General features: G+C 68.4%; 14 protein-coding genes. 11 read left to right on the forward strand and 3 right to left on the reverse strand.

Features of this window, described 5'->3' with window-relative positions:
- Positions 1-3 precede the first annotated feature (3 nt).
- The 7 genes from BN118_RS07615 to hpaH all read left to right on the forward strand — a co-directional run bounded on the left by BN118_RS07615 (position 4) and on the right by hpaH (position 6,793).
- Positions 4-1,011, forward strand: a complete 1,008-nt coding sequence (locus BN118_RS07615; RefSeq protein WP_014905683.1) for a TRAP transporter substrate-binding protein — start codon at positions 4-6, stop codon at positions 1,009-1,011.
- 138 nt (positions 1,012-1,149) lie between these two features.
- Positions 1,150-1,671, forward strand: coding sequence for a TRAP transporter small permease (locus BN118_RS07620; protein WP_227915013.1), 522 nt, complete (start codon positions 1,150-1,152; stop codon positions 1,669-1,671).
- A gap of 17 nt (positions 1,672-1,688) precedes the next feature.
- Positions 1,689-2,975, forward strand: a complete 1,287-nt coding sequence (locus tag BN118_RS07625; protein WP_003809811.1) for a TRAP transporter large permease — start codon at positions 1,689-1,691, stop codon at positions 2,973-2,975.
- Between the two features lie 12 nt (positions 2,976-2,987).
- Positions 2,988-4,115, forward strand: coding sequence for an MFS transporter (locus BN118_RS07630; RefSeq protein WP_041166162.1), 1,128 nt, complete (start codon positions 2,988-2,990; stop codon positions 4,113-4,115).
- A gap of 100 nt (positions 4,116-4,215) precedes the next feature.
- Entirely contained in the window at positions 4,216-5,448 is a 1,233-nt protein-coding gene (locus tag BN118_RS07635; protein ID WP_014905685.1) for an NAD(P)/FAD-dependent oxidoreductase, read from the forward strand.
- 98 nt (positions 5,449-5,546) lie between these two features.
- The gene (locus BN118_RS07640; RefSeq protein ID WP_014905686.1) at positions 5,547-5,957 is read left to right on the forward strand and encodes a nuclear transport factor 2 family protein; all 411 of its coding nucleotides are present in this window, start codon (positions 5,547-5,549) and stop codon (positions 5,955-5,957) included.
- 26 nt (positions 5,958-5,983) lie between these two features.
- The gene (hpaH, locus tag BN118_RS07645) at positions 5,984-6,793 is read left to right on the forward strand and encodes a 2-oxo-hept-4-ene-1,7-dioate hydratase (RefSeq protein ID WP_014905687.1); all 810 of its coding nucleotides are present in this window, start codon (positions 5,984-5,986) and stop codon (positions 6,791-6,793) included.
- A 56-nt stretch (positions 6,794-6,849) separates the two neighbouring features.
- Here the strand turns inward: hpaH and BN118_RS07650 are convergent, their stop codons facing one another.
- Complete coding sequence (locus BN118_RS07650; RefSeq protein ID WP_005015810.1) at positions 6,850-7,800, reverse strand: IS481-like element IS481 family transposase; 951 nt, start codon at positions 7,798-7,800, stop codon at positions 6,850-6,852.
- Between the two features lie 151 nt (positions 7,801-7,951).
- Positions 7,952-8,554, reverse strand: coding sequence for a YhbY family RNA-binding protein (locus BN118_RS07655; RefSeq protein WP_003809618.1), 603 nt, complete (start codon positions 8,552-8,554; stop codon positions 7,952-7,954).
- Between the two features lie 18 nt (positions 8,555-8,572).
- Between BN118_RS07655 and BN118_RS07660 the strand changes: the two genes are divergently transcribed.
- Positions 8,573-9,205 (forward strand): RlmE family RNA methyltransferase, encoded by a 633-nt coding sequence (locus tag BN118_RS07660; RefSeq protein ID WP_010930175.1) that lies wholly within the window; start codon positions 8,573-8,575, stop codon positions 9,203-9,205.
- Between the two features lie 44 nt (positions 9,206-9,249).
- Here the strand turns inward: BN118_RS07660 and BN118_RS20400 are convergent, their stop codons facing one another.
- Entirely contained in the window at positions 9,250-9,501 is a 252-nt protein-coding gene (locus BN118_RS20400) for a hypothetical protein (RefSeq protein ID WP_162096758.1), read from the reverse strand.
- On the opposite strand from BN118_RS20400, the gene ftsH reads away from it, so the two are divergent.
- Genes ftsH through glmM form a run of 3 tightly spaced genes read left to right on the forward strand, consistent with a single transcriptional unit; the run spans position 9,443 to position 13,545 of the window.
- Positions 9,443-11,329: an ATP-dependent zinc metalloprotease FtsH gene (ftsH, locus tag BN118_RS07665; protein ID WP_003809623.1), complete on the forward strand. Its 1,887-nt coding sequence runs from the start codon at positions 9,443-9,445 to the stop codon at positions 11,327-11,329. The two genes, BN118_RS20400 and ftsH, sit on opposite strands and share 59 nt — an antisense overlap.
- Before the next feature lie 18 nt (positions 11,330-11,347).
- Complete coding sequence (gene folP, locus BN118_RS07670) at positions 11,348-12,190, forward strand: dihydropteroate synthase (protein WP_014905688.1); 843 nt, start codon at positions 11,348-11,350, stop codon at positions 12,188-12,190.
- Entirely contained in the window at positions 12,187-13,545 is a 1,359-nt protein-coding gene (gene glmM / locus BN118_RS07675) for a phosphoglucosamine mutase (protein ID WP_003819875.1), read from the forward strand. Before folP ends, glmM begins: the two co-directional genes overlap by 4 nt.
- The last annotated feature ends 7 nt before the right edge of the window (positions 13,546-13,552 follow it).

The raw sequence follows: 13,552 nt of genomic DNA on the forward strand, positions 1-13,552 counted from the left end.
AACATGAAGCTCAAGATGTTGGCCGCGGCCTGCGCCGCGGCGGCGGTGTCGTTGCTTACGCCGGCCTCGGCCGTCCATGCCCAGGGCAAGCCCGCCAAGGTGCTCAAGCTGGCGCATGGCGCCACGGAGAACCAGGCGGTGGGCATGGCCTTCCTCAAGTTCGCCGAGCTGGTCAAGGAGAAGTCCGGCGGCACGCTGGCCATCGAGACCCACCTGGCCGGCTCGCTGTACAACGAGCGCACCTCCATCGAGGCGGTGCTCAATGGCGCGGTGGACCTGGGCGGCGGCTCGAACGCCAACTGGGGGGCGTTCACCCGCACGCTGATTTTCATGGACCTGCCGTACGTGTTCAAGGACGAGGCGGCGTTCGAGAAGGCCATGGCGGGCCAGGTCGGCGAGGAAATCCGCCAGCGCTTCGAGCGCGACGGCTTCAAGCTGCTGATGCTGCTGAACAACGGCGGCTTTCGCCATGTCGTCAATACCAAGAAGCAGCTCAAGGTGCCGGGCGACCTGGCGGGCCTGAAGATCTGCACCACGGCGTCCCCGGTCGAAATCGCCATGTTCAAGAACTGGGGCGCCATTCCCACATCGGTGGACTGGGCCGAGGTTTACAACGCCCTGAGCTCTGGGGTGGTGGACGGCGAGTTCGTGATGCCGACCTGGCTGGCGACGGCCAAGCACTACGAAGTGCTCAAGTACGCCACCGCCAACGACGCGGTGATCGGCGTGCAGACCCTGGTGATGCGCAAGGACCGGTTCGCCAAGCTGCCGGCCGAAAGCCAGCAGGCCATCCTGGAGGCGTCCCGCGAGGCCGAGGCATACGGCAACCGGATCGACCATGACATGGCGGCCAAGGCCCTGGCCTATGCGGAAAGCCAGGGGGTGAAGGTCTACCATCCGAGCGCCGAGGAAATGACGCAGTGGCGCACGACCGGCCAGCAGATCTGGAAGCAGTTCGAGGGCCAGCTGGACAAGACACTGTTCCAGCAAGTCCTGGATGCGCAGAAGTAGCGCCTGGCCCGCCAGGCCTTGCCCAGGCATCCCGCCGGGGCGCCGCGGCATGCGATCCGGCATGCCGCGGCCGGCCCAGACCGCTGACGAGGAGACAAAACCATGGCTGAACTGTCCGAACGACGGGAGTACCGAACCATGAACCGCAAACAGGGCGCCGCCGCGCTGACCACCAGGGTGCTGGTCGGATTGCCCAGGATGGTGCTGGCGGGCCTGCTGGCACTGCTGATCATTTTCCTGGTGATGTCCGTCATCAGCCGCTATTTCATGCAACTGGGCACGCCATGGTCCGATGAGTTCGCCCGGATCCTGTTTGCCTGGATCGTGATGGTGGGCTTTGCCGTTGCCGTGCAGCAGCGCGCCAACGTGGCCGTCGACATCCTGGTCGAACAGGCCGGGCCGCGCATGAAGCGCGCCCTCTACATCCTGCAGGACGCACTGATCCTGGTGTTTTCGGTGGTGTTCACCTACGCCGCCTACCAGACCGTGCAATTCGCAAGCATCCAGACGCTGCCCGGCCTGGGCATCACGATAGGCTGGCTGTACAGCAGCTGCGTGGCCGCCGGGGTGCTGATGGTGGTCTACGCCACCCTGATGCTCATCCAGACGCTGCGGGGCCAGCGCCAGCCGCCCCATTACGAGGCCGGCGGAGATCTCTGATCCCCGGAGGACATCCTATGACTATCGCCATTCTCTCGTTCTCCTTCGTACTGCTGGTACTGGTCGGCATGCCGATCAGTTTCGCCATGGGCATTTCGTCGCTGCTGGCGATGCTCTACCAGAGCGACCTGCCCATCAACCTGCTGGTGCACCGCACCGTGATGGGCATCGATTCGTTCGTCCTGCTGGCCATTCCGCTGTTCATCTTCGCCGGCTCCATCATGGAGCAGGGCGGCATCTCCGAGCGGCTGGTCCGTTTCGCCTATACTTTGCTCGGCCGCTTTCGCGGCGGCCTGCCCATGGTGGTGGTGGGGTCCACCATGCTGCAGTCCGGCATTTCGGGCTCGACCGTCGCGGACGTTTCCGCGATGTCGGCGATGACCCTCAAGCCGCTAGAGAACGAAGGCTATCCACGCCCGTACAGCCTGTCGGTGATCGGCGCATCGTGCGCGTTCTCCATCCTCATCCCGCCCTGCATCCTGATGGTGGTCGTGGCAGCCGTGGCCAATACCTCGGTGGTCGCCGTGTTCGCCGCGGGCGTGGTGCCGGCCGTCGTCATCGGCCTGATGTTCTTCGCCTTCATCCACATCCAGGCACGCCTGCAGAACATGCCGCGCGGCGAAGCCTACTCGTTCGTGGCCATCCTCAAGGGCCTGAAGGACGCGCTGTTCGCGCTGGGCGTGCCCATCCTCATCTTCGGCGGCATACGCATGGGCGTGGCCACCGTCACCGAGATGGCGGCCTTCGCCGTGGTGTACTCGCTGCTGGTGGGCGGGCTGGTCTACCGCCGGCTGAGCTGGCGCGGCATCTACCAGGCGCTGGTCGACACCTGCGTGGCGACCGGCGTGATCTGCCTGCTGATGGGGTTCGCCATGATCTTCGGCTACCTGCTGGCGACCGAAGGGGTGCCGGGCGCGGTGGCGCAATGGATACGCGACAACCACATCAGCCCCTGGGGCGTCATGCTGATCACGGCGCTGATCTTCGTGTTCATCGGCGCGGTGCTCGAGGGCGCGCCCGCCGTGCTGATCTTCGTGCCCATCCTGCTGCCCGTGGTGCGCGAGCTGGGCATCGACGTGGTGCATTGGCTGACCGTCGTGGTGCTGGCCTCGGGCATCGGGCTGTTCGTGCCGCCCACCGGGCTGGCGGTGCTGGTGGCATGCAGCGTGGGACGGGTCAGCATGCAGGCCATCATCCGGCCGCTGATTCCCTTCCTGCTGCTGCTTCTGGCCGGCCTGGCGGTGATCATGGCCTTTCCGGTCATCTCGATCGGCCTGCCGCGCGCCATGGGCATTCCGTGGTAGGGCGCCGCGGCCATGCGCGCGGCTGATCCGGACAGCCCCTACAGCTGGGCGGTGGCGGCGGCCACGCTGGTGCTGGCCTCGCTCAGCTTCGGCGCCGCCAATTCGCTGCCCATGCTGTTTCCCGAGCTCTCGGCCGAGTTCGGCTGGGACGGCGGCAGCGTGGCCTCGCTGTATGGCGCCACCATGGCCGGCGCGGCGGTGTCGTCCTTGCTGATGGGGCGGCTGCTCGATCGCATCGGCTTCTTTCCGATCGGCGTGGTGGCGACGCTGGCGATGTGCGGCGGGATGGCGCTGGCCAGCGTGGCGACGGCGCGCTGGCAGTTCTACCTGATCTACGCGGTGCTCATAGGCGGCCTGCTGGTGCCGCCGCTGCTGCGCGCCGTCAGCGGCGGGCACGGCTGGCGCGACGCGCTGCTGGCCTACGCGGCCGTCGCGGTGGTCGCGATGCTGGCCGCCATGGCGCTGTACATGCCGCGCCCGCCGGTCGGCCTGGGCAGGCCCCGGTCGCTGGCCGGCCCGCCTGCCGGCGCGGCCGCGCCGGATGCCGGCCGGCTGATCGTGTGGCTGGCGCTGGCGCTGCTCCTGGCCAATTCGGCCGCGGCGGGCGTGGCCTCGCACCTGGTTTCGTACGGCGCGCAGGCCGGCCTGTCGCCGGTGCGCGCGGGCGCCCTGATGTCGGCGCACTACGGGCTGGTGCTGGTCGCCCGGCTGGCGATCGGCTATTCGCTCGACCGCCTGGACAAGTACGCCGTGCTGCTGGTGACCACCGCCATCCAGATCGTGGGCGCGCTGCTGCTGCAGTTCACCGACTCCATCGCCATGGTGGTGGCCGGCGCGGCCGCCATCGGCATCGGCTTCGGCGGCTACTACCCGGCCTACGGCGCGCTGGTGCAGGGCCATTATCCCAAGGAGCAGGTCGGCCGGCGCCTGACCGAGCTGTATCTGGCCAGCTTCGTTGCGGCCGGCTTCGGAACCTGGCTGGTGGGCACGCTGTTCGATCTGCGCGGCGACCGTTTCGACCTGGCTTTCTTTGCCGCCTTGCTGCTGAGCGTGCTGGCGCTGGGCATCGTGCTGGCGTGCAAGTCCCGCATTGCCGGGCACGGCGGCGCGAAGCGGCTGGCGCTGCCCGCGCAACGCTAGGCCGCGGGAACAACAGCTGTTCCCGCGGTGGGCTTGCGCCGCAGGCGGCGCGCGCGGCACGATCGCTTCCACGTCGCACGACAGGCACGGGAGGCCAGCCATGGAGCAGCAGCACACCATCGTCATCATCGGCGCCGGGCAGGCCGGCGGCTGGGCCGCGCGGACGCTGCGCGCCGAGGGCTATGCCGGCCGCGTGCTGCTGTGCGGCGACGAAACCGCGCCGCCCTACGAGCGGCCGCCCTTGTCCAAGGAGCAACTGGCGGCGCAGGCGCCGGCCTTGCCCAGCCTGATGGACGCAGCGCAGCTGGCCGAACTGCATATCGACTGGCTCGGTGGCGCGGCCGCCACGCGGATCGACCGCGCCGGCCGCCAGGTGCTGCTGGGCGACGGGCAGGCGCTGCGCTACGACGCGCTGATCCTGTGCACCGGCGGGCGGCCCAGGCTGCCGCCGCTGCCCGGCGTGGACCTGCCCTGCGTCCATACCTTGCGTACCATCGACGATGCCGCCCGCCTGCGCGCGGCCTTCGACGGCGCGCCGCGCGTCGCGGTGCTGGGCGGAGGGTGGATCGGGCTGGAAGTGGCGGCCGCGGCGCGCCAGCGGGGGTGTGAGGTGGTGCTGCTCGAGGCCGCCGACCGCCTGTGCGCCCGCAGCGGCCCGGGGCTGCTGTCCGAGACGCTGGCGCGGCTGCATGCCGGCCAGGGGGTGGACCTGCGCCTGAACGCCCGGGTCCAGCGCATCGACGCGCATGGGCGCGGCTGCCGGCTGGCGCTGGCCGATGGCCAGGGGATCGAGGCCGACATCGTGGTCGCGGGCGTGGGGCTGGTGCGCAACGACGAACTGGCGAGACAGGCGGGGCTGGCCTGCGGCCACGGCGTCATCGTCGACGGCACCTGCCGTACGTCGGACCCGGACATCTACGCCGCCGGCGATGTGGCGGTGATGGCGGGGCCGGATGGAAAGCTGGCGGGCCTGGAGTCCTGGCAGAACGCGCAGGACCAGGGCATCGCGGCCGCGCGCGCCGCGCTGGGCCAGGCGGTCCGCTATGCGCCGCTGCCGTTTTTCTGGTCGCAGCAGTACGACACCTTGGTGCAGATGGCCGGCGCCAGCGAACCGGGCGCCGAGCTGGTGCTGCGCCAGGGCGGGCCGGCGCAGCTGCTCTGCGTGGAGATGCGCGCCGACGGCAGGGCGGCGGCCGTGCTGGGCGTCAATGCGGCGCGCGAGTTCCGCCAGCTGCGCAAATACATCGCCGAAGGCGCGCGCCTGGACGCGCAGTGCCTGGCCGACCCACGCTCGCCGCTGGCCGGCGCCGTGCTGGGCGAGGCCGCCGCATAGCACCGCCGGCGGGAATAACACCTGTTCCATGGCGATGCTTGCCGCCGGCTGGCCGCTGCCGCAACATCCCTTGCCAGACATCCCTGGGGAGACGCGCAATGAACATGGACGAGACCCAAGCGCTGGTTGCCGTGGTCTATCGGTTTTTCAGCGGCCTGGACCGGCGCGACAACGAGGCGGTGGCCGGCCTGATGGCCGATGACGGCGTGTGGAACCGCCAGGGGACGGAACTGGTCGGCCCCGACGCGGTGCGCGCGGCCCTGGCGCAGCGCGACCCGCGCCGCCAGACCGCCCATATCGTCTCGAACCTGTGGATCGAGCAGGCCACGCCGGACAGCGCGCGCGTGCGCTTCTACATGACGGCCTACGAAACCCTCACCTCGCCCGACGGGGTGGTCGGCGAGCCGCGCATGCTGGGCGTGCGCGACTGCGTCGACGAGCTGGTGCGGGTCGGCGGCGCCTGGCGCATCGCGCGCAAGCAGAGCCGCCGCCTGCTGCCGGCGGAATGAATCCCGAACAACCCCGCACCGGAGACATGGCCGTGCTTGATGACGCACTGCTGGACACGCTTGCGCGCGAACTGTACGAAGCCGAACAGACCCACACCCCGATCCGCCAGCTGTCGTTGCGCCACCCGGCGCTGACGATCGAGGATGCCTACGCGATCCAGCGCAAGTGGGTGGCGCTGAAGATCGCCGCGGGCAACCCGCTCAAGGGCCACAAGATCGGCCTGACCTCGCGCGCCATGCAGGCGGCGATCGGCATCGACGAGCCGGACTACGGCGCCTTGCTGGACGACATGTTCTTCGCCGACGGGACGACCATCCCGGCCGGCCGCTTCATCGCGCCGCGGGTCGAGGTGGAGCTGGCCTTCATCATGGGCAGGCGGCTGGAGGGGCCCGACGTCACGCTGTTCGACGTGCTGGAGGCGGCGCGCTATGTCACGCCGGCCCTGGAAATCCTCGACGCGCGCGTGCAGATGGTGGACCCGCAGGCGCGCGCCACCCGCAAGGTGACCGACACCATCTCCGACAACGCGGCCAATGCCGGCGTGGTCCTGGGCGGGCGTCCGGTGCGCGTGGACGAGGTCGACCTGCGCCGCGTCGGCGCGATCCTCATGCGCAACGCCGTGGTCGAGGAAACCGGGCTGGCCGCCGGCGTGCTCAACCATCCCGCCAACGGCGTGGCGTGGCTGGCCAGGAAACTGTCGGCGCACGGCATCGCGCTGGAGAAGGACCAGGTCATCATGGCCGGCTCGTTTACCCGGCCGGTGCACGCGGCCAGCGGCGATACCCTGTCGGCCGACTACGGGCCGTTGGGCACGGTCAGCTGCCATTTCGCCTGACGGCAAGCGCCGATCAGGGGAAACCATGAGGCGCGGCCGGGCGTTGCGCGCTTGGGCTAGATGTGAACTGTCAATAGGTTGTATTCGTCCAGGTTGAGTCTGGAGATGGGTACAGCGCGCCCGATGCCTTGGTGGGGTCGATGCCAGTTGTAGTGGTGTAGCCAGGATTTCATGGCATCGGCTCGGTGTTGGGAGTTCTGGTAGGTGTGAGCGTAAGCCCACTCACGCAAGGCCGACTGGATGAAGCGTTCGGCCTTGCCATTGGTCTGTGGGCGGTAAGGTCGGGTAAAGCGGTGCTTGATGCCCAGCTCATGGCACAGCGCGGCGAAGGCGCGGCTGCGAAAGGCCGAGCCATTGTCGGTGAGCAAGCGCTGGATGGTCACGCCCAGGCGCTGGTAGTAGGCCACTGCGTCCTTGAGGAACTGGACGGCGCTGGGGAAGCGCTCGTCGGGGTGGATGTCGGTGAAGGCCACGCGGGCGTGGTCATCGATGGCCACGAAGACGAAGTCCCAGCCGGCCCCCTCAACGGTATCGCGTCGGTTGCCCGTGACCCGGTGGCCAGGGCGCTGGATACGTCCCAGCTTCTTGATGTCGATGTGCAGCAGATCGCCGGGGGCCTGATGCTCGTAGCGCACCACCGGCTCGGCCGGCTCCAGGTCGGCCAGGTGCGACAGACCGGCGCGGGCCAGGACGCGGCTGACGGTGCTGGCTGACACGCCCAGCGCCTGGGCGATGCGCGCTTGGGTCAGCCGCTTGCGGCGCAGCTCCACGATAGCCAGCGCCTTGGCCGGCGCAATCGCTCGGGGCGAGACCGTCGGGCGCGAGGACGCATCGGCCAAGCCCGCCTGGCCCTGAGCCAGGAAGCGGCCCAGCCATTTGCGCACAGTCGGCGCGGTGACCCCATAGGCGCGGGCCGCTTCAGGCACACAAACTTGATGGGCGATCAATTGCTGGACCATTTCGAGTCGACGTAGGAAGGTCAATCGGGCATGCTTATGGGTGTTCATCCGGCCGGGCTCCTTGAGTGAACTGGGGAGTTGGCGATTTCCAGTTTCTCAAATCCGGTTCGGATGAACCATGCATACAACCTATTGAATCTTCACACCTAGGCGGCCCGCCTGAAACCGGCGGGCCCGTCCAGGCCGGCCAGATCAAGTACTATCGCTTGTTTGCCCGTGCGGGCTTGCGGCCGGCCAGGCCGCCACGCGCTCCGGCGCGCAGGCTCAGCGCGCTGCCGCTGCGGCGCGGAATGGCGTGGCCCGGCGATGCCTTGCGCGTGGACGGACGCGCCGGACGGCCGGCCTGGTTCAGGTCGTCGCGGCCGGGGCGTGCGCCGGCGGCGGGCGCGGCCGCTTCGGCGGCCTTGCGCGCAGGGCGCGTCTTGGTCAGGCGCTTGCCTTCGGCGGCCATCTTCTTGGGCGTATGAGGCTCGGAAGGGCGGCGCTTGGCGGGCGTGTCGGCGGCGGCCTTGGCCGCGGCCGCGCGCAGGTCGGGCCGGAACAGGATCAACGTCTTGCCCAGGTGATGCACCGCGGCGCACGACAGCGTGTCGCAGATCGTGGCCAGCATGGCTTCGCGCGCCTCGCGATCGTCGCCGCCGGCCCGCACCTTGATCAGCTCGTGGGCGGTCAGGGCCAGGTCGATTTCCTTCAGGACGGCGTCGGTCAGGCCGTTGTCGCCGATCAGGACGACAGGGCGCAATGGGTGGGCGGCGGAGCGCAAGTCGCTGCGTTCGCGAGAGGTAAGTTCTAATATAGGCATGCTTGGAATTGTACGGTAATGGCCAAGAATAAATTCTCCAAAGACTGGATTCACCAGCACATCAACGACCCCTATGTGAAACTGGCGCAACAGAAGGGCTACCGGGCCCGCGCCGCCTTCAAGCTGCTCGAGATCCTGGACGCCGAAAAGCTGATGCGGCGCGGCGACGTCGTGGTCGACCTGGGCTCGGCGCCGGGCAGCTGGTCGCAGGTGGCGCGCGAGCGCCTGGCCGGGCCGGGCGGGGTGGTCGACGGGCGCATCATCGCGCTGGACCTGCTGCCCATGGAGCCGGTGGCCGGCGTGGAGTTCATCCAGGGCGACTTCCGCGAGGAAGAGGTCCTGGAGCAGCTCGCCCGGATGGTGGACGGGCAGCCGGTGGACCTTGTGATTTCCGACATGGCCCCCAACTTGTCGGGGGTAGGCGTGGCGGACTCGGCCCGCATCCAGCACGTCTGCGAGCTTGCGCTCGAATTCGCCTGCGCCCACCTCAAGCCCAACGGGGCGTTGATCGTCAAGGCTTTCCACGGCAGCGGGTTTTCCCAGATCGTGCAGTCGTACAAGCAGCGCTTCAAGCGCGTGGTCGAACGCAAGCCCAAGGCGTCGCGGGACAAATCCTCCGAAACCTTTCTGGTCGCCCGCGATCTGAAGTAACCCATCCACGGCCAACTTGTAACGGTTGGCTGGCCATCCACCCCTTATCCAGCGGCGCAGCCCTTGCCATCAGACAGAATCGGGAAAACTCTCAAACCAAACGAAACGAGGCCTCCTTGCGGGGCCGCAAACGCGATCTGCCCCGACAGGGTAGAATGACTCATTGACAAATTTGTTGGCTGCGCCTTGAGCGCGGGGACGCAGCCACCGGTCGGAATCGAGAGCAGGAGATCGACCTTGAACAATTCGTTTTCTAAAGTCGCGGTCTGGATGGTGATCGCGCTGGTGCTGTTCACGGTGTTTAAGCAGTTCGACGGACGTGCACAGACCCAGGACGGCGTCAGCTACACCCAGTTCATGGACGACGCCAAGGCGGGCCGCATCCGCAAGGTCGACGTGCAGGGCGACGTGCTGTATGTCACGCCGGACGCCGGCCGTCCCTATTCGCTGACGTCGCCGGGCGACCTGTGGATGGTGTCGGACCTGCTCAAGTACGGCGTGCAGGTTTCGGGCAAGGCCCGCGAAGAGCCGTCGCTGCTGATGAGCATCTTCGTGTCGTGGTTCCCGATGCTGCTGCTGATCGGCGTATGGATCTTCTTCATGCGCCAGATGCAGGGCGGCGGGCGCGGCGGCGCGTTCAGCTTCGGCAAGTCGCGCGCGCGCATGCTCGACGAGAACACCAACCAGGTGACTTTCGCCGACGTCGCCGGCTGCGACGAAGCCAAGGAAGACGTCCAGGAATTGGTCGATTTCCTGCGCGACCCCAGCAAGTTCCAGAAGCTGGGCGGCCGCATCCCGCGCGGCGTGCTGATGGTCGGCTCGCCCGGCACCGGCAAGACGCTGCTGGCCAAGGCCATCGCCGGCGAGGCCAAGGTGCCGTTCTTCAGCATCTCGGGCTCCGATTTCGTGGAAATGTTCGTCGGCGTGGGCGCGGCCCGCGTGCGCGACATGTTCGAGAACGCCAAGAAGCACGCCCCGTGCATCATCTTCATCGATGAAATCGACGCTGTCGGCCGCCAGCGTGGCGCCGGCCTGGGCGGCGGCAACGACGAGCGCGAACAGACCCTGAACCAGATGCTGGTCGAGATGGACGGCTTCGAGTCGGGCCAGGGCGTGATCGTCATCGCCGCGACCAACCGCCCCGACGTGCTCGATCCGGCGCTGCTGCGTCCGGGCCGCTTCGACCGCCAGGTGGTGGTGCCGCTGCCCGACATCCGCGGCCGCGAGCAGATCCTCAAGGTGCACATGCGCAAGGTGCCGCTGTCGCCCAACGTCGACGCCACCATCCTGGCGCGCGGCACGCCCGGCTTCTCCGGCGCCGACCTGGCCAACCTGGTCAACGAGGCGGCCCTGTTCGCCGCGCGCCGCAACGGCCGCACAGTGGACATGTCCGACTTCGAGAAGGCCAAGGACAAGATCATCATGGGCGCCGAGCGCCGCTCCATCGTCATGCCCGAGGAAGAGCGCAAGAATACGGCCTACCACGAGTCCGGCCACGCCATCGTGGCGCGCATGCTGCCCAAGACCGACCCGGTCCACAAGGTCACCATCATCCCGCGCGGCCGTGCGCTGGGCGTGACGATGCAGTTGCCCGAAACCGACCGCTACAGCATGGACAAGGAGCGCCTGCTCAACACCATCGCGGTGCTGTTCGGCGGGCGCATCGCCGAAGAAATCTTCATGAACCAGATGACCACCGGCGCTTCGAACGACTTCGAGCGCGCCACGGCCATCGCCCGCGACATCGTCACCCGCTACGGCATGACCGACGAGCTGGGCCCCATGGTGTATGCCGAGAACGAAGGCGAGGTCTTCCTGGGCCGCAGCGTCACCAAGACCACGCATGTCTCGGAAGCGACCATGCAGAAGGTCGACAGCGAGATCCGCCGCATCATCGACGAGCAGTACGGCGTGGCGCGCAAGATCCTGGAAGACAACCGTGCCCGGGTCGAAGTGATGACCTCGGCGCTGCTCGAATGGGAAACCATCGACGCCGACCAGATCGACGACATCGTCAACGACCGTCCGCCGCGTCCGCCCAAGACGCCGCAAGGTCCGTCCGATACGTCCGACACCCCGCCCACCGGGCTGGCTGCCGGCGGCAATACGGCGGCCGCGGTCTGAGCCTGCTGCTAAGGTTTCATGGCAAATAACTTCCAGTGCGGGCGCTTTGAGTTCGATCTCGAGCGCCCGCTTGTCATGGGCATCGTCAACGTCACGCCCGACTCGTTTTCCGATGGCGGCGAGCACGCCGATACCGACAGCGCGATCGCCCACGCGCGCCAATTGATCGACGAAGGGGCCCATATCCTGGACCTGGGCGGCGAATCGACGCGGCCGGGCGCGCAGCCGGTCAGCGCGGCCGACGAGCTGGCGTGCATCCTGCCGCTGATCGAAGGGCTGCGCGACTGCGGCGTGCCGTTGTCGATCGACACCTTCAAGCCCGAGGTCATGCGCGCCGTGCTTGACGCCGGCGCCGACATGATCAACGACATCTACGGTTTCCGGCAGCCCGGCGCCATCGACGCGGTGGCGCGCTCGCGCTGCGGCCTGTGCGTCATGCACATGAAGGGCGAGCCGCGCACCATGCAGGAGGCGCCCGAGTACGCCGACCTGATGGGCGAAATCGGGGTCTTCCTGGGCGCGCGCGCCCAGCGGCTGCGCGCCGCGTGGGTCGACCCCCGGCGCATCGTGCTGGACCCGGGCTTCGGGTTCGGCAAGACCATGGATCAGAATTATCAGTTGCTGCGCCGCCTGGCCAGCTTGCGCGTCTCCAGCTACCCCCTGCTGGTGGGCGTCTCGCGCAAATCCATGATAGGCGCGGCCACCGGCAAGCCGGTGGGCGACCGCCTGGCCGGCAGCGTTGCCGCCGCGCTGGCATGCGTGGCGCGCGGCGCCGCCATCGTGCGTGTGCACGATGTCGCCGCGACCGTGGATGCGCTAAAAGTGTGGCAGGCGGCCGAACAAGGAGCAGTCCCTACATGAGTCAACGCAAATATTTTGGTACCGACGGCGTGCGCGGCGAAGTCGGCGGCCCGGTGATCAACGCCGCCTTCGCGCTGCGCCTGGGCTATGCCGCCGGCCGGGTGCTGGCGCGCGAACATCGCGAGCACGCCAGCGGGCGCGGCCGCAACCGGCCCCAGGTCGTGATCGGCAAGGACACCCGCATTTCCGGCTACATGCTGGAATCCGCCCTGGAAGCCGGCCTGTCGGCCGCCGGTATCGACGTGCTGCTGGCCGGGCCCGTCCCGACGCCGGCCGTGGCCTACCTGACGCGCACGCTGCGCCTGGCCGCCGGTATCGTGATCAGCGCCTCGCACAATCCGTACCAGGACAACGGCATCAAGTTCTTCTCCGCCCATGGCATGAAGCTGCCCGACGACATCGAGGCCGCCATCGAGCAGGCGGTGGACGAGCCGCTGGGCTGCGTCGGCTCGGAAGAACTGGGCCGCGCGCGCCGCATGGCCGACGCCCAGGGCCGCTACATCGAATTCTGCAAGAGCACCTTCCCGCACGACCTGGATCTCAACGGGCTGAAGCTGGTGGTCGACGCCGCCCACGGCGCCGCCTACAACGTCGCTCCGCATGTGTTCCGCGAACTGGGCGCCGAGGTGCATGCCATCGGCGTCTCGCCCGACGGCTTCAACATCAACAAGGGCGTGGGCGCGCTGCATCCGGAATCGCTGGCCGAGGAAGTGCGCGCGCGCGGCGCCGACCTGGGCATCGCGCTGGACGGCGACGCCGACCGCCTGCAGATGGTCGACGGCACCGGCCGCATCTACAACGGCGACGAACTGCTCTACGCCATCGTGCGCGAGCGCATGCAGCGCGGTCCGGTGGCCGGGGTGGTCGGCACCCTGATGACCAACTACGGCCTGGAGCGCCAGCTGCAGCAGATCGGCGTGGGTTTCGAGCGGGCCAACGTCGGCGACCGCTACGTGCTGGAGCAGATGCAGGCGCGCGGCTGGCTGTACGGCGGCGAAAGCTCGGGCCACCTGCTGTGCCTGGATTGCCATACCACGGGCGACGGCACGATCGCCGCGCTGCAGGTGCTGACGGCGCTGCGTCGCGCCGACGCCACACTGGCTGAATGGGTGGCCGACCTGCGCATGTATCCGCAGAGGATGATCAACGTGCCGCTGGCTCCCGGCCTGGACTGGAAAACCCACGACGGCCTGGCGCGCGCGCGCGGCGCCGTCGAGGCCGAGCTGGCCGGCCGGGGCCGGGTGCTGATCCGCGCCTCGGGTACCGAGCCCAAGCTGCGCCTGATGGTCGAGGCCGAGGACGAAGCGCTGGCGCAGGCCAGCGCCCAGAAGCTGGCCGACAGCCTGGGCGCCTGAGCAAGGT

The sequence above is a fragment of the Bordetella pertussis 18323 genome, assembly GCF_000306945.1.
GTDB lineage: Bacteria > Pseudomonadota > Gammaproteobacteria > Burkholderiales > Burkholderiaceae_B > Bordetella > Bordetella pertussis.